The organism is Vibrio sp. OY15, assembly GCF_000742455.1.
Classification (GTDB): Bacteria; Pseudomonadota; Gammaproteobacteria; order Enterobacterales; family Vibrionaceae; genus Vibrio; species Vibrio alginolyticus.
This window is the reverse complement of the sequence record NZ_JPIL01000012.1, coordinates 72,246-93,791: the sequence shown is the minus strand read 5'-3', so window position 1 is coordinate 93,791 and position 21,546 is coordinate 72,246. Positions and strand designations below refer to the sequence as shown.

Sequence of the window (21,546 nt, the reverse complement as noted above, 5' to 3'; positions counted from 1 at the left end):
ACATGAAGTGGTTTCGCTTACTAGACAAATACCTAGAACCAACCCTTATCGTTATCGCGATCTCAACGATGACAACTTTACTGTGCTTGCAAATCGCCCTACGCCTGTTCGATGCAACGATCGCGTGGGCTGAAGAGCTGGCTCGTTATTTATTCGTATGGGCGATGTACCTGAGCATCAGCTACTGTATCCGAGATGATCGACACATCCGCATTCGTGTGTTCATCGATAAACTTCCGGGCAATTGGACGCAATTCAGTTTGATTGTCTCTGATCTTATCTACCTTGCCTTTAGTGCAACTGTCGCCTGGTTTGGATTTAAGGTTATAAACCGCAGCCTGCAACTCGGTCAGATTGCACCCGCAATGGAAATTCCTATTGCGTGTTTGTATGCCTCTGTTTTAGTTTGCGCACTATTAAGCTGCGCGCGCCTAGTGACAAGCATTTATCAACGTGTGAACGCGTGCTCCACCAGCAATGAACGAGTTCGCTTTTCTCGCCAACGCTATCGCCATATCAAAGCAAAGTATCGTACTTCTAACCGACTATTGGAGTTTAACGCATGACGTCTGCACTTTTGTTTGGCAGCTTTGGTCTGCTTCTGCTCATTGGCGTTCCGGTCGGTATTGCTCTGGCGGCAGCCAGTATGGTCGCGATACTCAGTCTGCCGTTTCTTAACATCGAGTTTTTAGTCCAAGGAATGGTAACAGGGCTCGACTCTTTCCCTCTCCTCGCCGTCGTTCTATTTACCTTGGCAGGTAACCTTATGAGCCAAGGAGGGATCTCAAAACGATTATTACACGTGGCGGAGGTCTTCTTTGGCCACTTTACTGGTGGGCTTGGCATCGTCGCCATTGTGGCGTGCATGTTCTTCGCTTCCATCTCTGGTACGGGGTCTGCCACTGTTGCCGCTATCGGCCTGACGATGATTCCATCTATGGTGAAGAAAGGCTACGACCGCAGCTTTGCCGGTGCCTTGATAGCCTCTTCCGGCGGAATTGGGGTCATTATTCCACCCTCTGTGGTGATGATCGTCTACGCGATCACAGCTGAAGTCTCGGTAACTAAAATGTTCATGGCAGGCATCATTCCTGGCTTGGTCGTCGGTATGGTATTGATCGGCTATTGTCTAATTGTCTCAAAAATGCGGGGCTACACAGGTAACGAACGCAAAGCCACTTGGTCAGAGCGTCTTGATGCACTAAAAGAAGCCAGTTGGGCAATGCTACTACCCGTAATCATTCTCGGCGGTATCTATTCCGGTATCTTCACGCCTACCGAATCCGCAGCGATTGGCGTGCTCTATGGCTTATTCTTTGGCATGTTTGTTTATAAAGAGCTCAAACCAGCGCAAGTTGTGAAAATCATTCTAGAGTCGTCACTGTTAGTTGGCGCAGTGCTCGTCATTGTGGGTGCGTCCGTGACGTTTGGCCGCATATTGACGCTAGAGCGTCTGCCGACTGAGATCGCTCAGTTCATTCTATCGATTACCGAAAACAAACTTCTGATACTGCTTTGCATCAATGTCCTGTTGTTGCTCGTCGGTACCTTTATGGAAACGCTGGCAGCGATTGTTATTCTCACACCAATTCTGTTACCCATTACGTCAGCACTCGGCATGGACCCAGTTCATTTTGGTATCGTGATGATCGTGAACTTAGCCATTGGCTTTGTTACGCCTCCTCTGGGTGCCAACCTGTTTATGGCAAGTCAGGTAGGCAAAGTACCGATAGAGTCGCTCTCTAAAGCCATCATGGGTTGGATTGGTGCAATGATAGTGGCCTTGATGTTGATTACCTTCATCCCTGCCATCTCGCTATCGTTACCTGCGCTTTTATCCTGATCGTTGCACTCATAGAGCGCTTATGACTGTTATAGCCACTAGATAAACACCTTTCTAGTGGCTTATTCGTTATCTACTTCCGATTTAATAAAAAAGCCTTTAAGCATTCGTATGCAAAAGGAAAATTTGAAAGATATAAGGATAATTGACACCAAAATAGCTGAATATTAGCGATAAAGTCTATTTGGGTGCCTTGATCTGCATGATTATCAGTTTTGGCTTAATCATTTGTTTCCATTCAAACAGATCAAAATAAATTAAGCGATTAAAAAACAATAAGATATTATGAAATTCATACAAAAAACTTTGACCTCCTTTCTTATTAACACGTCTCGATAAGAGATAGCTTCCATCTCTCCTGTACTTTTTTAGTTTATTTTCCGCTCAATTGTTAAAAACCTGATCATCAGCACGCTATTTAAACAATCGAAAAACAATCCGTTGACAAAATGGCAACATGATATATTTTGAATACGTAATCAAAACATAATTCAAACATAATTATTCAATTACGGAGGTGATTTATGGCCATGGTTGGCTTCGATGAAAAGTGGCGTGATTTTCCCGACTACATTCTTGGTATCACAAAAGAGATTTGGGAAGACCGAGGTTTAAACACCTTAGAACACTACTACTCTCCCGACATTGTTGTGCGTACTCCACTCTCTATCGTTCAAGGAAACGAAGGGGTGATCAGTGCAACAATGGCGACACTGGCCGAGTTTCCCGATCGCACGCTATATGGCGAAGACGTCATTTGGTCAGGCACCCCGGAACAAGGCATGCTTTCTTCTCATCGAATCATCTCTACTGCAACACACAGTGGCAACGGCTTCTACGGGCAAGCCTCGAACCGCAAACTTCGTTTCCGTATTATCGCAGATTGCCACGCTATCAATAACCAAATCAATGACGAATGGTTGGTTCGCGATCAAGCCGATATCGCGAAGCAACTGGGCATGACGTCAGAAGAGTTTGCACGCCAACAAATCGAATTTGAAGGTGGCGTGGAATCAAGCCCATTTCCGTTCACACCTGAAGTCGACATTCCTGGACCTTATTTGGGCGTAGGCAACGACAACGAATATGGTCAGCGATACGAAGCAATTCTCAGAAGCCTTATGAATGCCGAGTTCTCAATAGTACCGAAAGAGTACGACCGCGCTTGCATCGGCGAATACACTGGCGGTCAAACTGCCCTATCACACTCGGAAGTCGATCATTTTTGGATGGCACTTCGTGCGTCTTTCCCAAATGCTCAATTTACCGTTCACCATCGTATTGGCCGAGATGACGACATGATGTCACCACGCGCGGCAATTCGATGGTCTTTGCACGGTAAGCATGAGGGATATGGGATGTTTGGTAAGCCTTCAGGAAAAGAGGTTTACATCATGGGGATCAGCCACGCTGAGTTTGGCCCTTGGGGTCTTCGTCGCGAATTCACTTTGTTTGACGAGACCGCAATCTGGAAGCAAATCCTGCTTCAGCAAGGCTAACGGCTGACTAAACACTATTTATTAAAATCACAGACAGTAAGGAAGCAACATGTCACTCAACATCATCGAACAGTTCTACCAGAACTACTTCAAAGCCGCAGACATCGAGCAAAAACAGGCCGCTCTGCAAACTTTGAACCCTGACGTAAAATGGTGCGTGGCGCACCCTGTGAACGATCTTAATGGCCCAGATGCAACCCACGAATCTTTCCTCTCACCACTTGTTAATGCTTTGCCTGACGCCGAGCGCCGACCAATAATTGTTATGCACGGCGAATACGAAGGCCGCACTTGGTACAACTCTACCGGCTACTTTATCGGTACATTTGAACAACCACTGTTTGGCATCCCAGCAACAGGGAAAACACTCTACTTGCGTTACACCGAAATGGTGTGTGTGGAGAACGACCAAATCACCGAATCTTACATGATCCCAGACTTCATCGACGCGATGAATCAAGCAGGCTGCAACCCTCTTCGTAAAAGCTTAGGTCACGATGGCTTGGTTCCTTCTCCTGCAACTTCTAACGGTATTCAACAATCTGTTGTGTCTTTGGAAGAAAGTGAAAAGAGCGCCCAGCTGGTTGAAGATATGCTGTCTTGCTTGGGTCGTTTTGATGGCAAAGATCTTTTCTCGATGGATTTAGAAAACTACTGGCACAATGACTTCATGTGGTACGGCCCTGCTGGTATTGGTACTACGCGCGGTATCAAAGGTTTCCGTAACCACCATCAAGCGCCATTTGTGTTTGCGTTCCCAGATCGAAGTGTCGATATTGAGGTCAATTTTTTGGCCAAAAATGACTACGTATCCACAGGTGGTTGGCCACATATGCATGGTACTCACACTGGTCACAGTGGCTGGCTCGGTCTTGCCCCAACCGGAAAACACATCGAACTTCGCGTTATGGACATTTGGCGACGCGAAGGCGATTTACTGAAGGAAAACTGGGTGGCGATCGACATCGTTCATATCCTGCTGCAACTTGGCTATGACGTGTTTGCACAAATGAAAGAACAGTTAGAAGGACCTAATTATGCATGAGTTTGGCGCACTTAACTGGAGCATCCTTGGGGGATACATCGCCCTAACGCTAGTACTGGGTGCGGTGATTGGTAAGCGAGTCACTTCAGCTAGCCAATTCGCTTTGGGTGATAAGAGCATCCCTTGGTGGGCGATCGGTATTTCTGTCGTTTGTACTTACGTGAGTGCCATGTCTTTCCTTGGCGGGCCAGCTTGGTCTTACAAAGAAGGCCTGTCGGTTATCGCGATTCACCTCAATTATCCGCTGGTGATCTTCTTCATCGTGGCTGTGTTTATGCCGTTTTTCTACAACAACGGTTTAACCTCCATCTACGAGTATCAAGAACGACGCTTCGGTAAGGCTTCACGACTGACTTTGTCGTTTATCTTCCTTATCAAACAAGCATTGAGCTCGGCAGCCGTACTCTACGCGACAGCAATGATTTTAGAGTTCATTACTGGTATCGACGTGATGTACTGCATCATGATCGTCACTGCAATTGCCCTTATCTACACCGTAATGGGCGGTATCGCGGCTGTCATTTGGACCGATGTGATTCAAGCAGTAATCTTATTTATTGGCGCATTCATCATCATTGAAGCCGTTTGGAATGGCATGCCTGCTCCAATGACGGAGGTCATGGCAGAACTCAAAGCGAAAGGAATGACCGATGCCCTACAAACAAGTTTTGACCTAAGCCAAGTAACGACTGTATGGGCCGGCGTTATCGCAATGACGATGTTCCACACCACCGTGTATGGCGGTAACCAGATGATGGTACAACGTTGTATGGCCGCGAAAAACATGGGCGATGCGAAAAAGGCAATGTTGATGATGGGCTACGTGGCCTTCTTTATTTACTTTGTCTTTATCTTGCTTGGCGTCCTGTTCAACGCTTATTACGACGGTAAAGAGTTTGAAAACGGCAACACCATCATTCTTCATTATGCGAGTGAATATGGAATGCCAGGCTTGATGGGCATCATTGCCGCTGCGATTCTGGCGGCAAGTATGTCGAGTCTCGATTCCGCATTTAACTCAATGGCGACCGTTTCTGTGGCTGACTTTTACAAACGCTTCTACAAGCAAAACGAGTCGGAAGAGCATTACTTAAAGGTATCGCGTTTCTTCACGGTGGCGTGGGCGATTTTGGTCATCATTCCAGCGATCATGTTTGCCACCAGCACAGGCTCGGTACTGGAAGTGCTGAGTAAGGCAGGCTCTTACTTTGTCGGTGCGAGCTTCTGTATGTTCGTCCTTGGTTTCTACTCAAAACACATTACGGAAAAAGGCTTGTTAATTGGCGTTGCTGCTAGCTTCTTGGTGATCTGGTATGTAGCCGTTGCGACCGATATTGCGTGGCCTTGGTATTGCGTGATTGGCGTCCTTGTGAATGCCGTTGTCGCTTACATTGCTAGCCTTCTCCTGACGGGTAAACAAGATGAAATGCATCTTTACACAGTGAAAGGCCAGCAAGCGGAATATGCTCGTCTAAATAAACCAATCAAGGAAGATGGTTGGTATGTCGTTCCCGGCAAAATCGATGCTCCATGTTATGGCTTACTAGTGATGTTTGTATTCTCGATCGTGATGCTTTGGGGGATCAACGCGTTTACCGACAACGCTCCTATGCTGATTAACTTTATGCGTGGCTGCTCTATTCTTGTCGCTACCGCTTGCATCGGATACATGGGGTATTCACTCCTCTCCCCGAAACGTAAAGTTGCAGTCAAACAAGCAAATTAATGTTCTTTACGTAGATACTGTACGTCCAACAAACGGACAGTATCTACGCTCTAGATCTAGTGCTAGCTCAAAGCAAATCGAATGGGTTAACCCACATTTTGCTTTTTAACACTCCAAAGCCATTATTCTACTTAGGATACCCCGTCAGAACATTTATGAATACGTACCTATTTATGCTAGTCTTATGACCTCAATTACTGGCAACTAAGTTTTATTCATGAAATCAATTAAACACGTAGTCACATCAAAAGATGTGGCAAAGATGGCAGGCGTCTCTCAATCTACTGTATCGCGCGTGTTTGTTCCGGGTAGCTCAGTATCCGAAAAGACCAAGCAAAAAGTCTTTGAAGCGGCTAAAGCCCTTAACTACCGCCCTAACGCCTTTGCACGTAGCCTGACCACAAACGAATCGAAATTGATAGGTTTGGTGTTTCCTGATGCGGATTACCCTATCCATATGAAAACACTGCAGTTAATTTCCAGTGAGTTACAGAAAAAAGGTTATTCTGCCGTATTGATTCCATGGCAAGTGGATGAAGAAGAGGGCCACTCAATCCCAAATATCTTCCAGTATCGCGTCGATGGTGTCATTGCTGCTTCCGCAACCTTCAATAAGTCCCTTTATGAAGAATGTGAAGAGTTTAATATCCCAATTGTTCAATACGCACGAGTTGTTGAAGGTACTAGGAGTAGCTACGTTATCAGTGACAACTACGAAGCAGGCCAACAAGCTGCGCAACTTCTGCACAAAAGTGGCGTGAAGAACGCGGTTTATTTGACGGGAGAAGTGCCAACCTTTACGAATGACGAACGTCAAAGCGGCTTCTGCTCTGAATTTGAAGACCTAACCGGCAAGACGCCACGCATCATTGAAGCCAGCTATGACTACGCGAGCTCACTTGATAAAGTCCGTGCCATACTGGCAGACAAAAATCGGCCTGAAGCGGTGTTCTGTGCAACCGATAACCTTGCTATGGCGATCATGGATATCGCCCGTATAGAATGCGGGTTGAGCATTCCTCAGGACTTACAAGTCATTGGCTTTGATAATATTCCTCAGACAGAATGGTTAAGCTATCAATTAACCACATTCCGCCAGGATTTCCGTCGCCTCGCTCGCGAATGCGTGAAGATCATTGTTGATCAAATTAATACGAAAAACGGAAGCCTAGTAAAAATGATGGTGCCAGTGAAGTTAATCGAGCGACAGACAACAAAAGCTTAAATAGCTATAGCCAGCCATTCGGTTGGCTTTTTTATGTGCCTCTGACTCCCAAACAGCTCATTTAGTGTTGTCAGTATTAATGAACCCATGTATATTTGTGAGCCATTACACTATATGAACCAAACAAAAAAGGCTCATAATCCTTATGACCACGTATCTTTACACTCGCTATTCGCCAAAAAATCGAGCTTACCAAGAGCACCTTAATACTCTAAAAGCTTTTGCGCCCGAAGCTCAGCATTTTGAGGATAAGGTTCGTGGTTGCATGCCTCCAACCGAGAGAGAGGCATTCTTACGACTGCTCGATTCCGTCAGAGCTGGGGATACGATTGTGCTCTGGTGGCTGACCGCATTTGGTCGCGACTTTAGTCAAGCATTGAACACGATAAAAATGCTACTCGATAAAGGGGTAACATTGAAAACCGTATGTGAATCACTAACTTTTGAGCCAGGTTCTGTTCAAACTCAAACACTACTCACAGTGTTATCTGGATATGGGAAAGTTCAGACTGAACATCGCCTGCTTGCCGCAGAGCAAGGGCGACAGGCCATTAAAGAGCAGCCAGAATTATGGAAACAGAAGTTTCGCGGCCGCCCCGCAAACAAAACCAAACACCAACAGATCGCAACGTTGCTGCTAGAAGGCTACACATTGCAAAACGTAGCAGAGCAATGCGAAGTCAGTCTATCGACTGTGAAGCGGGTCAAAGCAAAGCTAAATGAAGTGGATGACGAAGGCGGCTTAAGATCACGACGCCAAAAAGGTTGTTTGAATGGAGACCAGTCATGAGTCGCCCAATCAACTTTCATACTATACTACTAGCCTGTCTTATTATTAGCGTTGGCCAGTTGAGCATGGGACTAGTCATGCCCTCTTTGCCATGGATAGCAAAAGACTTTTCCATCTCCCTCGACCAAGCTCAACTACTTGTGAGTATTTATTTGCTCGGCTTTGGCCCCTCTCAATTTATCTACGGGCCAGTGTCAGATGCTTTAGGACGAAAAAGAGTATTACTTACCGGTTTACTCATCGCGATGTCTGGTCTGCTGATGATTATTTTCTTCAGTGACACATTTACAGGGATGGTGATGGGGCGCTTTTTACAAGGGTTAGGTACAGGATGCTGCGCGGTACTCGCTAGGGCGTCGACTCGAGATAGATTTAGCGGGGATGAACTCCCTGTGGCAATGTCTTACATCGCCATGGCGGCTTCAATCACGCCACTTATTGCACCTGTAATTGGCGGCTTTATCAACTTCCACTTCGGTTGGAGTATGGTGTTTATTTCTCTGTTGGGCTATGTCTCGCTGGCCTGGGTAATCATCGCCTTTAAGTTCACAGAAACCATCGCAAAACGTTCTGTCATTCCGTCACCCCGAAAAATGTTGTTCCAATACAAGAACTTACTTACGTCTCGTTACTTTATGAGTTTCGCCAGTATCAGTTGGTTAAACTTCAGCTTAATGATTACAACAGTCTCTGTGATGCCATTTATCATGCAAGATCAAATTGGCATGACCTCCGCTCAATACGCGATGTGGGCGCTCATTCCCGCTTTGGGTATGTTATGTGGTACCACGATTTGTAACCGAGTAAGGCCAATTATTGGCAATAAAAAAATGCTGCTCTGCACCCCATTTCTTCACCTCGCTGCCGCAATATGGCTATTTTTCTGTCCTGTTGAGCCTCTATTTCTGATGCTAGGACAGCTATTAATGATCTTGGGTAATGGTATTGCCCTACCTTGTGCACAAGCGATGGTAATGCAACCTTATAAAAAGCAAGCAGGTGCCGCAGCGGCAATGTCTGGTGGTGGACAAATGGTCGTCTCCTCATTGGTCAGCTTAACTCTGGTGCAGCTTGGATTGAGTCAAGCATGGCATCTAGCGATCGTTATCGTAATATTTGCATCGCTTACCTTCACCAACATTCAACGTGGCTTCAGTGCAGAGCAACCTTCAGAACGATAACAAAAAACATACTATTGTCCTTATAGTTACGACAAATCGTATAAACTTAAATTTAGGAAAAGTTGGCGGATACTAACATGATGTTGCATTTAAGAATGGGCGCCTTAACACTCGCCACATTGATATCCGCTGGCACTGATGCGAGCGCCAACGAGAACTGGCAGTTCGAGAGTGACAAGAATGGAATCACAATTTACTCCCGAGAACATAGTGACGGTTTAGTTGAGATCCGTGCCCGGATGTTCACACCCACCAGCTATGGTGCATTTTTAACGCTACTGGAAGACAGTGACAATATCCCGAACTGGATTGACAATGCCAGTCATAGCCGGGTTTTAAATCAGATATCGGCCACCGAGAACATCGTTTACACCCAGTTTAAAGCACCATGGCCTGCCAAAAATCGGGATATGGTCACCTACTCAAAGTACTGGGTCGATGAGCTGGGATTCACGATAGAAATCAAAAGCGCACCTGACTCATATCTTGCTGAACAAAATGGTTATGTTCGAATTCGCTCGGTTGATGCGACTTGGGAGTTACAAAAACTCACAAACGATACAACACTCGTGGAATACAAGGCGTTTGCTGACCCCGGAGGTCTATTGCCAAACTGGCTGATCAACAAACTCTCAAAAGAAAGTGCATGGGCGACATTTAGTAATTTAAGAAAAGAGTTACCTGAATATCAGCAATACTCTCATCCTCAAATAGATGAGTAAGCGTCGCTCTTCCCACTCGCTTTTTAATACGGTACATAATAACAAAAGGCGGCTTCAAGCCGCCTTTTTCTACGCAATGTGTTACTGCTGTGCAACCGTTACAGGTTTAGTTGCACCGCGGTAATCAAACTCAAAACCAATACCTTGGTCTGTCACGTCCATCGTCATACCACCAACAAGCTCGCCTTGTAAGCTTTTGACAACATCATCCGGAACCGGCTCCCCTGTGATTGACGACGCACTCTCTAACACTTCCAAAATACGCTCTGAATCAAAATCAAAGCTGAACAAGCCATTTGGAGAAAGTGATTGCGCCATCACTTCTTTGCTTGCTTCCGCAGCACTATCACCACTGTAAAGGGTGAAATGGTTTTCGTTTAGACGAGCAAACACGTCCACCTTCATGCCAGTATGCATTTCTAATAGGTCACTGACATTAACAGGTTGGTTATCCGGTTGAATTTGCAATTGAGCAAGTTCAGGAACGAACATTTGCGCAGTTTGAATAAGCATCATTGGATCATTGGCAGAAAGAGACAACATACCATCTAGCTGGCTAAATACTTCACCATGCTGAGCATTAGTATCTACTTTGATATCAAACATTTGCAGGCTTAACCCTTTAAGGCCATTAACCATGCCTGACCCCATGCTTACAGCGGCTGCTGGATTCTGGCCGCCCATCTCTTGCTGCATTTGTGTCAATAAAGAGCATTGATATTGAGGCTGGGTCAAGTCAGCCCAAATCTGACCAATCGATGGCGCTAGAGTATTAATGTCTAAACCAAGCGCCATACTAAAGAAACTCTTATCACTTTTAGACTCAGCCAATACACCACGAATCGACTTGAGCGCATCTAGAATCACTTTATTGTTGGACTCAACAACAAAAGAACCTTTAATGAACGCCTGATCGCCTTTCATCTTGTATTCTGCAAACGCGACGGACTGAGGCCAGTTTTCTGCAACTTGAGTAAGCTCAGTATGGCAGGCTGGTGAACGCATTTCCTCAATCGTTGGTTCAGGATCTATTGCATCCAACGTGCTGATTTGACGAGCAAACATATTGCCATCTTTCGTCGTCAAACCTTTAATCACTTCGCGATGATCAAAGTAACCAAAAGAGTTGTTGTTTTCACCGTATTTGGCTTGCAACGCCTCAAGGCGTCCACTGTCAGCAATATTTTGACTTGGTGCTTCAAGCCCTAATGCCATTTTAATCGGGTTTTGAACGCCCAGTTGCGGAACATCAACCGTTAACGTAAGCACGTTATCAACCACGGCTACAACCAAGCCAATACCGTTCTGTGGGTCAATTGAATCAGTCATCTCGTAACGACGATACTCGACTTCACCAAGCTTAACCAACTCATGCTTAGCGCCGCTCATCTGCTCTTCATGATCCAGTGTTTTCCATAACGCGGCAGGGTCTTCAATATCCACTTTGTACACCGGTACCATACCAATTGTGTACAACACAGGATTAATGTTTTCCCCGGTGCCCAAATAAGCTTTTAATGTTTCTGGCGACGCAGCACTCTCTAGGTATCCATCGAATAAGTTAACTGCAAACTGCTGTTGTGGAGACAGTGGTTCATCGGCAAAAAGTTCTGCAATCGAGCCTTGATTCGCCGTACCGAATGCGTTCATGTATTTATAATGGTTAAAAGGTTCAGTCTGATACGTCACCATAAGTGAATCTGCAGGAACTTGCGTTAACAGTGAGCCTGCATCACTCGCGGTAGTATTGTTTTGGTACAGGTAGCCAGCGCCCCCTGCTGCTGCGACCACTGCTGTAGCCAATAGTAGTTTTTTCACGACCAACTCCGTTGTCATAGTTATGTGTTCCTAAACGAAATGTAACGCTTAGGTTTAAAGCCAATGAATAGTGCTTTATATCAACCGCTATCATAAACAAGTTATCGATGTAATGAATGTCGGTTTGATAAATTATCCAACATTTATAAGGCAAACCGTGAAGTAAGTTGAATTGCGTGCGGATGCTATTGGCAATATTCACAATCCAATTTCTCGGATAACCGCCTTAAAAATCATAATATTCAGTTAAATGAAGCGATTTGGAGTAATTACGACCAAAATCAGCAGAATATTAAATCTTTATTGAGTCTTTTATCTAATATCTGAAAACGCCTCACGACCTGACACTTCTTTCCAATTTGCCTCTGGCAGTCCCTACTCGTTTTCCTTACATTCCTACTAACTCAGTGACGAGACGTATACCAAATACGAGCAATAGAAGACGATGAAAGACCAGTTGACGATCTCTATATCAACTATCAATGGCTCAAGACATTGGTACTTCAGTAAAAGGATGCAACGCAACATAAAAACGTTTTTCGTTTTTTTTGTTGTTGCTCTGGCCGCGACCGTAATCTTAATTCATCACTTGTACACTCGCGTTGATAATGCAGCGTTAAAACAAGCTGAATTGACAGAGCATTCACGCACCATGGGTGAAGAGCTCAGCACACTGAAAACACTTAAATCAGAGCTAGAAAATGACCTTTCAGAACGGGAAGAACGGGTACAACTTGTTTCGGAACGTTTGGGTGAATTAGAGAAAGTGCTTGGGGTTGGAGAACATACCTCGACAAATAACTTGGATGCTAGGCTCGATGCAGCGGCGATAACCTCAAACGTTCGCATGGTGTTATTAAACCAAATACCAAGTGGCTCTCCAGTCGGCAACGTACGGCTATCTTCCGGATTCGGTAAGCGTATCCATCCGGTGACAAAAGTTGCCAAAATGCATCGTGGGCTCGATTTTGCCGTAAATATCGGTACCAAAATTTATGCCCCTGCCGATGGGGTAGTGGAAGTTACCCGCCGCAGTAATAAAGGCTCTGGTAACTTCCTCAGGCTACAACATTCTTTCGGTTTTTCGAGTTCTTATTCGCACTTGAAAGCGTTCAAAGTAAAAAGTGGTCAGTTCGTCAAAAAAGGGCAGCTGATTGCAATTTCCGGCAACAGTGGGCTCTCTTCTGGCCCTCACCTGCATTACGAGGTGCGATTTGTTGGGCGAGCACTGAATCCGAAACCATTTGTCGATTGGAGCCTTAATGATTTCGAAGACATTTTTACTAAGGAGCGAAGAATACGATGGGAATCTTTAATCAAAACAGTGGAACAACGAGTAGCTCAGCAGCTTCAACTCTCATCGCCAAAGGCTGTTCTCTTAGCGGAGAACTCAAAGTAGAAAACGATGTCCAGATTGATGGCATCGTCGATGGTCAAATTAACGTGGAAGGCACTCTCGTTGTCGCAGAAAGCGGGCGAGTAAACGGTGAAATCTACGCTAAACAGCTGATCATTAATGGCATGATGGACGGAAACTGTCACGCAGAACACATTCAAGTGCTTGCCAAGGGACGCGTAAGCGGTAGGATCTGGAGCAATAACCTCAGCATTGAACCTGGTGGCAAATTCTTTGGTGAAGCAGCCGAATTACCTGAAAAGGAAGTGGTAACGTTAAAGGGTAAGGCTCAAGACAGTGCGATCACAAAAGAAAATAACACCAACAATGAAAAGCGACTTTCGCGTAAATCAGCATAAAAGCTTTGATTAAAGTGCTTAAAAAAGACGGCTTTCACGCCGTCTTTTTTATTACTATTGCCACGATTTTCGTCAGAAACTACGTGATTATTCGGCCGGATTTAAAACCATTACCGAGCGTTTTGCTTGTGGACCAAAAGCTGATTTTGCATGCGCTTTCACTTCATCTAACGTCACACTCTTAGCCACTTTCTCAACGTCAAGCAACACATCGACGCCGTAATCATGCACCAAATAACGAGTATATGCCCATGATCTCTGTGCTGGGTTGTCATCCAATCCTTGCATCGCGACTGCCAGTTGTTTCGCGGCCGTATCCACTTCTTTTTGGGTAATATTTGACGCTAAACCATCAAACACTTTGCCCAGTTTACTCTCTAAAAGTGCCACGTCTTCGGGCTCAACTTGAGACTCCAAGAGCCAATCAGAGATGGGTTCGCGATCTTGTGTCATGGTGTAAATGCTCGGGCTGTAATCAAGGCTAGACTCTTCTCGCACAATATCCAAAACACGTGCATTACTAATACGTTGCAAAATATCTTCGATAACCGTGTCTCTTGCCGTACGTTGGTAATCGCTCGTATTAGTCAAACGCATTACATACAACGATGAAGGTTCATGCCCATCCGCAACCACAGTTCGCTCCGGCACTTCCGGGTTAAACGCAACGTGATAATCAATCGAACGACTCGGTTTCATTTCGATAGAGGCCACATACTTACGCAAAAGTGGTGTAATTTCTTCCGGCTCTACGTTTGCAACAATAACCATCTTAAAACCATCATTGGTTTTGAAAAGTTGCTCATGCACCGCTAGTATCTGCTCGGAAGTCACTTGTTCAACATCATCACTGGACACTATACGATGACGACTACCCGGCAAATAAGAATTGCCGTTTGCTTTTTGAATCAGTTTTCCCATCGGTGATTCAAAAAAAGCGCCGCTCTGCTGTTTAAACTCTTGCTTCGCTGCTTCCATCTGGCGCTCGTCGACTTTAATCTCCGTCGCTAGGTTGTATAGTCCATTCAAAGCATCAGTTAGGTGCGTATTTGGCGCCGTAATTTGAGCTCCGTGACTGGTCGCATCAAGCATCGCGCCAAGCGCAATGTTGTTTTTGCGTAAGTAGCTATCTAGCTCTGAACCAGAAAATGTCCCTAACCCACTGCGTATTGCCGTTGTTGCTGCGATTTCATAAGCGGCATACAACGTCGGATCAACAGCGGCTTTACCACCTTGGCTCGCATAGTAAATATACGCTCGACCACCCGCTTTAGTATCTTTTTGGAACCACACTTCGATACCGTTTGATAGCGTATAGACTTGAAAACCACCCGCTTCCTGACGCATGCTCGTGATGCTGCCTTCCTGGGTAGGCTTTAAGAATCCATCCACTTTGTCATACATCTCTAACGGTTTTTCGCCAGTTTGAAGATAGGCACTGTTTAGAGCGGCAAATACACCATTGAACTGTTCTGACGTTTCGCTTTTCCCCAAACCAATAAAAAAGCTTGGCTGCTGAGATAACAAAGCCGTCAATTGTGTGTTAATGCTCTCTAAATTCTCGTTGTTGATGAATTCTGCCAAACTCTGGGCATAATTCTCTTTTGATTGGCTGACACTGTCTTGTCCAATTTGAAAAACACGTGCTTCTGCGTAACTGTTTGGCTTACGCTGACTCCAATCTGAATCAATATTTGCAAGTTCACCTTGCCAATTTGACATAACGCTATCTAACTCGGATTGAGTCGCACCATAATCTCTTAACGACGCCAAGGTACGAATGAAAGTCTGGTGCATTTGTTCGCGGCGATCTGGTGCAAACGAAATCCCTGCCGACATCATACGCTGATAGTTAGAGTAATAGGGCTCTGCATAAGCGTATTGAAAAGGTTCAGCGGCATCACTGAGTACACGGATCAAACGCTGTTGAATGAGTTGTGTTGCGACTTCATCACGCCACACTTCATGTTGTTGCTCAATCGTCGCGCTGCCACTTAGACCACGCTCAATCACTAAATGAAGACTTGGTGATTCCATCGTGTTACTTGGCAAGATTCTGTTTTCGTTGTTCACTCGAATATCACGGCGCTTCTCTATTACCGTATCCGAGGTACTTTCCCAGTTCGAGAACTTGCTTTTGATAATCTTGGACAGTGAATCTACGTCGATATTACCAGTCACAATCAACTCGGCATTTTGTGGCTGGTACCACTTGTCGTAAAACGCCTTTAACTTACTCGAGGAAGCGTTTTGAATCGCTTCGCGAGTACCAATTGGGTCATGTTCACCATACATAGTGCCTTCAATCGAGGCTTGGTAAGCATGCATAGAAAAGGACTTATCATCTGGATTAGCACGTCGCCATTCCCCAAGAATCACCCCTTTTTCTTTCTCTACTTGCTCAGGAGCAAACTCAAGTCCGTTACCGATATCTCTCATCCACTTCAGGGCGTCTTCTAGCTTCGTATTATTCGCAAGGTCAAGTTGGTAAGACGTTTGCTGATAACTGGTAAAAGCGTTGATATCAGCGCCAAAGCTACCACCAGATTGCTCAAAAAGTTTGACAACGTCGTTACCGGTAAAATGCTCACTACCATTAAACGCCATATGCTCAACAAAGTGAGCGTAACCCTTTTGAGAAGATGTTTCTTGGAATGAGCCGATATTCATCACCAAACGGACCGAGACTTCTTGGTCTTCTGTTGGATAGAGATGGTATTTCATACCGTTCGATAACTGGTCCACGTGCCAGTTGGCGTCAGGTTGAATCGGCGTCGACTGTTGTATCAGAGCACACCCTGACACTAATAACGCGGGGACTAACAATATACTGCGCATAACGATTGCCCATAACAATGATTAAGCTAATCAATATATATCCGGTGCTATAACCTTCACATTTTTAATGGATTATCAGACACGCAAATGTGATAAAGATCACCATTTATTGAAATCAATTCTCATTTACAAAAATCGACAAATCCTTACTTTACAAATACATAAATAATATCGTTCCAAATCCTTTTGCTTATTTGGTGTAAAACTCAAATTCGCGACATGGAGTCAGTATTTATTTTGAGCAATAAAATATAATTATTGAACAGATTCGAATCTGACTTTCTGCTGCATATTCAACAGCGCAGAGAGCACTGATGAGAATAAAAACACAACAACTATTATTCAAAGATCTATTATTCGCTTTATGTTCAAAAATCTATCATTAAAAAACAAACTGGCAATCTCTGCCAGTGCCGCCATCATTCTAGGGGGAGTGCTGGTAGAGGGGCTGTCTTTTCGAGATTCATTAAATAGGCTCGATGTCGAAGTCGCACAGCGACTAGAAAGCACTAGCGCATCTTACAATCAATACGTAAAGGACTGGCTACTCTCTAAAGAGCGCGCACTGACTTCACTCTCTTCTGATTCAGAGAAACGTTCTCTGGTTACACATTTGAAACAAGTCCGAGACTCTGGCGCGTTCGATAACGTTTTCCTCGCTTACCCGGACGGGTCACAAGACAACGCTAATGGGGTGGTTTTGCCACCAGGTAATAACGATCCTCGCAAGTGGGGCTGGTACACCAACGCCATTGCCAATCCATCGAAAGTCTTTATGGATAATCCGACCGTTGCTGCTGCAACTGGTGCGAATGTGGTGTCGCTCGGTAAAGCCCTGCAATTGCATGGTCAAACCGTCGTTCTGGGTGCTGACGTAGAGATCGGTGATATCCTGAACAGCCTCAACCAAGTGATCCTACCGGGTGAAGGTTATATGTTTATTGCCAATGAACAGGGCAATATTTTCACTCATAACAACGGTAAACTGCTGAATCAACCGGTTAGCAAGCTAGGCCTCAACAACAACGACATTACGTCAGCCGCACGTTCAGGTACAGAACGTCGCGTCTCTATTAACGGCATCGAATATGTGATTTACGCGCGCCACATAGAGGGTACCAAACTCACAACGGTCACAGTGTTAGATCAAAACTCGTTGGTTGCCCCACTTTACGATGCAGTTTGGGATCAAATCATCGCAACCACTATCGTCGTCGTTATCTGTGTGGCTTTGTTTAACCTGCTATGTAACATCTTGTTCCGTCCGCTCTACAATGTTTCGAATGCGCTTGCGCAAATCGCCAACGGTAGCGGCGATCTGACTCAACGCATCAAAGTAGAAAACCGTGACGAAGTTGGTGAACTGGCTGAAAACTTCAACCAGTTTGTTGAAAGTTTACAGCAGCTTATTGGTCATATTCGTCACCAAGCGGAAGAACTAAGCCAGCAATCAGAACTGAGCACGACTCGCGCGAATCAGTCGGTTTCTGATCTGAACCATCAGCAACAAGAAATCACTATGGTGGCGACCGCTGTGACCGAAATGGCATCGGCAACGCAAGAGATTGCCGCACATGCAGAGCAGACGGCTAAAGCCGCTCAAGACTCTTCAGCAAGCACACAAAATGGTCATGAGTTGGTGATCAACTCCAAATCGTCCATCAATAATTTGTCTTCTGAAGTCAACCAAGCGAGCGTTGTCATCGGTGAGCTCAACCAGCACGCGCAAGACATCTCAACCGTGCTATCAACGATTCGAGACATCGCAGAGCAAACCAACTTACTGGCTCTGAATGCGGCGATTGAAGCGGCGCGTGCAGGTGAACAAGGTCGCGGTTTTGCCGTTGTTGCAGACGAGGTTCGCGTGCTATCACAACGCACACACACCTCAACCGAAGAAATTCGCTCGACGATCGAGACCTTGCAGCAAACCACACAACGCGCTGTGACTATCATGGATACAAGCTCTCAGCTCGCGCAAGGTTCGGTGGAAGATGCTGATCGCGCAGCACTGGCTCTGGATGAAATCAACGCGGCCGTTGCGCTGATCAGCGATATGGCAACGCAAATTGCGACAGCCGCCGAAGAGCAAACGCACGTAACCAATGAAATCACGCAAAACGTCACGTCCATTAAAGATGTGACCGATCACTTGGTAGTTGGTGCCGAAGAATCGATGAATCAATCTGCTGAGCTGAAATCGCAAGCTGAGGATCTCAACTCGAAAGTGGCAACGTTTAAACTGGCTTAAACGCCACATTAAGGACGCTCTTAAAAACAACAAACCCCGCTAGCGACTTTGTTACTAGAGGGGTTTGTTTTTATGGATCGACGTTTTTATTGCAGATAGCTTTCGAAAGACGTAAACCTACACCGCCACACACATCGGCGTGCCTGAGATTGGGTCGTTAAATACTCTCGCTTGTAAATCAAACACCGATGCCAACATACCTTCTGTCAGTACCTCTTGCGGTGTTCCCTGCGTGACTAACTGACCTTTTTCCAACACCACCAAATGATCGCAGTAACGGCACGCTTGGTTTAGATCGTGCAGCACTACCACCACTGTTTTGCCTTTGTCGTTCATCTGCCTCATGAGTTTCATCAGCTCAACTTGGTGAGAGAGATCCAAGTAAGTGGTTGGCTCATCAAGCATCACTACGTCGGTATCTTGCGCCATTACCATCGCAATCCACGCCCTTTGTCTTTGGCCACCAGACAACGATTCAACTGGCTTGTCAGCAAACTCAATCACGCCAGTATCTTGCATTGCTTGCTCGACCAAGGCTTTGTCTTGTTGACTTAACCTGCCCCAATGAGAGAGATAAGGCGAGCGGCCATATTCGACCAGTTTTCTGACGGTAATACCTTCAGGACTGACAAGAATCTGCGGCAGCAAAGACAACGAACGCGCCAAGCGTTTATCACCGTAGCTGCTTAGTGGTTTGTCGTCATACAACACTTGGCCAGAAGCAGGTTTATTGATGCGTACCAAGGTTTTTAATAGTGTCGATTTACCGCAACCATTTGGACCAACTAGTGCGGTAATTTTACCTTGAGGAATCGACAAAGAGAGATCTGGAATGATGGTCTGTTTGCCGTACGCGACGGATAAGTTCTGCGTTCGTAACATGCTTACCAACCTCTGTAACGATACAAAAGAAAAATGAAATATGGTGCGCCAATAACAGATGTTAGCACTCCCGCTGGTAGCTCAATTGGCGGCTGTAAGCCTCTCGCTAAACCATCGGCGCAAATCACCAACAAAGCGCCAAGGGTTGCAGCGGCTGGAATCAACAACTTGTGGTTGTGGCCAAACAGCAAACGCGCAAGATGCGGCGCAAGCAGGCCAACAAAGCTGATCGTGCCTGCCACAGACACACTGATGCTCGCCAATAGCACGGCAGCAATCAGCGCAAGAATTTGGATCTGTCTTGGTTTCGTGCCAAGCGTAGTAGCGCTTTCTTCTCCCAGTCCCATAACATCTAGCCGCCAAGCCAGCCAAAACGCCAATGGCAGTAGCAGCAATAGAGCACTCCAAATAAACGGCACTTGTTGCCAATTTCGTCCCCACAAACTGCCGGTTAGCCATACCATCGCCGTGTTGATTTCGATAGGGTGCACAATCAGAAGAAAATCGATACCGCTGGCTAAAAATGCGCTGACAGCAACACCAATCAGCGCCAAACGTGCTGGTGTTGGTTTCGACCAGTAAGCCAGCACAGCAATAAAGCCAGCAGCAAGCAAGCCTCCCGCCATAGCGACCATCGGCAACATTGCCACTGGCGCATTCGGATACAGCACCAAACAAGCGGTAGCCGCCAGTCCTGCTCCGGCGCTTATCCCCATTAAATCTGGTGAGGCAAGTGGGTTACGGATGACGCCTTGAACTAAAACGCCTGACAGCCCCAACCCAGCGCCCACGCCAATGGCGAGCAACATTCTCGGTAATCGATATTGGTGAATCACAAAGTCCGAGTCAGAGAAAGAAAACAGTAATGCAAAAACCTGTTGAGCCGACATGTTCGCCTCGCCAACAAACAGCGTGAGAGAAGACGCAATCAGCAACAATCCAACTAATGCAAACAGTTTGGTTTGATTCATCATGATGATTTTCTCATTGCAATCGCGATAAAGCAAGGTGTGCCCAACAGCGCGGTAATCACGCCCACTGGCGTTTCAGCCGGAAAGGCAATCGATCGTGATAAAGCATCTGACCACGTCACCAATGCCGCGCCACACAAAGCGGAAACCGGAATGAGAATGTGATAGTTGTGACCAACAATCGGGCGTACCAAGTGCGGCACTAACAACCCGACAAAGCCAATTGGCCCAGCAATCGCCACGCTAGTACCCGCCAACAGCACAACCGCTAAACCACTGATTAATCGCGTAAGACGAATGTTACCACCTAGCCCAACAGCAACTTCGTCCCCCAACGCGAGTAAATTTAAGTTTCGCGCTAAGCCCATGGCGAGCACCAAACCTAAGGTCACAAAAGGCCACAGTTGCTGCCACTGCTCAGAATCTACGGCAGAGAGTGAACCCGTTAACCAATGCAACACGCTGTAAGCCATGTCATCCGCCAAAATTACCGACGCACGAGTTAACCCTATCAGCAGTGCACTGATGGCAATGCCCGCTAGCACTAAACGCAATGGGTGAGAACGCGCGGAGAAAAAACCACCCAACAACATGACCGCACCACCACTTAGTAGCGCGCCGAGTACTGCGTTGATGATTGGGTTCAATTGACTAAAGAATGGTACGCCGATGGACGCCAAGGCCATAAAACAAGCCGCACCAGCATTAATGCCGAGAATGGATGGCGACGCCAAAGGGTTACGAGTCAATCCTTGCATCAGCACTCCAGATACCGCAAGCGAAGCGCCAATTAGTAACCCAGCATAGGTACGAGGCGCACGCAGCGTCTCGAGGATTTGATGCAGCATATTGCCCTCATCAAACGCAAACCAATAGCTTGTCAGATCATTAACGCTCAAAGAAAAGTTGGACCAGCCAATCATTGAGGCTGCATAGCCTGAGAGCGTACACAACGCCATAGCACAGACAAACAAGCTCGCTTTCCAATGCGATTTGCTAA

At 46.0% G+C, this 21,546-nt stretch carries 17 protein-coding genes; 12 read left to right on the top strand and 5 right to left on the bottom strand.

What is annotated here, in order from left to right:
- Positions 1-2: 2 nt before the first annotated feature.
- From IJ23_RS14530 to IJ23_RS14490, 9 genes are all read left to right on the top strand, one after another.
- Positions 3-566 carry a TRAP transporter small permease gene (locus IJ23_RS14530; RefSeq protein ID WP_025768663.1) on the top strand — a complete coding sequence of 188 codons (564 nt, stop codon included), beginning with the start codon at positions 3-5 and terminating at the stop codon, positions 564-566.
- Entirely contained in the window at positions 563-1,843 is a 1,281-nt protein-coding gene (locus IJ23_RS14525; protein ID WP_033906641.1) for a TRAP transporter large permease, read from the top strand. Before IJ23_RS14530 ends, IJ23_RS14525 begins: the two co-directional genes overlap by 4 nt.
- A 524-nt stretch (positions 1,844-2,367) precedes the next feature.
- A complete protein-coding gene (locus IJ23_RS14520) occupies positions 2,368-3,342 on the top strand; it encodes a nuclear transport factor 2 family protein (RefSeq protein WP_017820104.1) in 975 nt (324 codons plus the stop codon).
- A gap of 49 nt (positions 3,343-3,391) precedes the next feature.
- Complete coding sequence (locus IJ23_RS14515; protein ID WP_017634491.1) at positions 3,392-4,387, top strand: nuclear transport factor 2 family protein; 996 nt, start codon at positions 3,392-3,394, stop codon at positions 4,385-4,387.
- Positions 4,380-6,113, top strand: coding sequence for a sodium:solute symporter family transporter (locus tag IJ23_RS14510; protein WP_005374733.1), 1,734 nt, complete (start codon positions 4,380-4,382; stop codon positions 6,111-6,113). The genes IJ23_RS14515 and IJ23_RS14510 overlap by 8 nt, the downstream gene beginning before the upstream one ends.
- Before the next feature lie 217 nt (positions 6,114-6,330).
- Positions 6,331-7,338: a LacI family DNA-binding transcriptional regulator gene (locus tag IJ23_RS14505; protein WP_033906640.1), complete on the top strand. Its 1,008-nt coding sequence runs from the start codon at positions 6,331-6,333 to the stop codon at positions 7,336-7,338.
- Positions 7,339-7,483: 145 nt separating this feature from the next.
- Positions 7,484-8,128 carry a recombinase family protein gene (locus IJ23_RS14500; protein ID WP_033906639.1) on the top strand — a complete coding sequence of 215 codons (645 nt, stop codon included), beginning with the start codon at positions 7,484-7,486 and terminating at the stop codon, positions 8,126-8,128.
- Positions 8,125-9,309, top strand: a complete 1,185-nt coding sequence (locus IJ23_RS14495) for a multidrug effflux MFS transporter (RefSeq protein WP_033906638.1) — start codon at positions 8,125-8,127, stop codon at positions 9,307-9,309. The genes IJ23_RS14500 and IJ23_RS14495 overlap by 4 nt, the downstream gene beginning before the upstream one ends.
- A gap of 77 nt (positions 9,310-9,386) precedes the next feature.
- Positions 9,387-10,031 (top strand): START domain-containing protein, encoded by a 645-nt coding sequence (locus IJ23_RS14490; protein ID WP_017820098.1) that lies wholly within the window; start codon positions 9,387-9,389, stop codon positions 10,029-10,031.
- 81 nt (positions 10,032-10,112) lie between these two features.
- On the opposite strand, the gene IJ23_RS14485 is transcribed toward IJ23_RS14490, so the two are convergent.
- A complete protein-coding gene (locus tag IJ23_RS14485; RefSeq protein WP_200877254.1) occupies positions 10,113-11,867 on the bottom strand; it encodes a hypothetical protein in 1,755 nt (584 codons plus the stop codon).
- 427 nt (positions 11,868-12,294) lie between these two features.
- Between IJ23_RS14485 and IJ23_RS14480 the strand changes: the two genes are divergently transcribed.
- Complete coding sequence (locus tag IJ23_RS14480; protein WP_005374721.1) at positions 12,295-13,248, top strand: M23 family metallopeptidase; 954 nt, start codon at positions 12,295-12,297, stop codon at positions 13,246-13,248.
- The gene (locus tag IJ23_RS14475; RefSeq protein ID WP_080276973.1) at positions 13,152-13,604 is read left to right on the top strand and encodes a bactofilin family protein; all 453 of its coding nucleotides are present in this window, start codon (positions 13,152-13,154) and stop codon (positions 13,602-13,604) included. The genes IJ23_RS14480 and IJ23_RS14475 overlap by 97 nt, the downstream gene beginning before the upstream one ends.
- Positions 13,605-13,691: 87 nt before the next feature.
- Here the strand turns inward: IJ23_RS14475 and IJ23_RS14470 are convergent, their stop codons facing one another.
- On the bottom strand, positions 13,692-16,442 hold the full coding sequence (locus IJ23_RS14470) for a M16 family metallopeptidase (protein WP_033906636.1): 2,751 nt from the start codon (positions 16,440-16,442) through the stop codon (positions 13,692-13,694).
- A 364-nt stretch (positions 16,443-16,806) separates the two neighbouring features.
- Between IJ23_RS14470 and IJ23_RS14465 the strand changes: the two genes are divergently transcribed.
- A complete protein-coding gene (locus IJ23_RS14465) occupies positions 16,807-18,693 on the top strand; it encodes a methyl-accepting chemotaxis protein (RefSeq protein ID WP_005383451.1) in 1,887 nt (628 codons plus the stop codon).
- A 117-nt stretch (positions 18,694-18,810) separates the two neighbouring features.
- On the opposite strand, the gene fecE is transcribed toward IJ23_RS14465, so the two are convergent.
- From fecE to IJ23_RS14450, 3 genes are read right to left on the bottom strand one after another with little or no spacing between them, the layout of a single operon-like run.
- Positions 18,811-19,575: a Fe(3+) dicitrate ABC transporter ATP-binding protein FecE gene (gene fecE, locus IJ23_RS14460; protein WP_005374717.1), complete on the bottom strand. Its 765-nt coding sequence runs from the start codon at positions 19,573-19,575 to the stop codon at positions 18,811-18,813.
- A 2-nt stretch (positions 19,576-19,577) separates the two neighbouring features.
- The gene (locus IJ23_RS14455) at positions 19,578-20,549 is read right to left on the bottom strand and encodes a FecCD family ABC transporter permease (RefSeq protein ID WP_033906635.1); all 972 of its coding nucleotides are present in this window, start codon (positions 20,547-20,549) and stop codon (positions 19,578-19,580) included.
- A complete protein-coding gene (locus IJ23_RS14450; RefSeq protein WP_375792656.1) occupies positions 20,546-21,505 on the bottom strand; it encodes a FecCD family ABC transporter permease in 960 nt (319 codons plus the stop codon). The genes IJ23_RS14455 and IJ23_RS14450 overlap by 4 nt, the downstream gene beginning before the upstream one ends.
- Between the last annotated feature and the right edge of the window lie 41 nt (positions 21,506-21,546).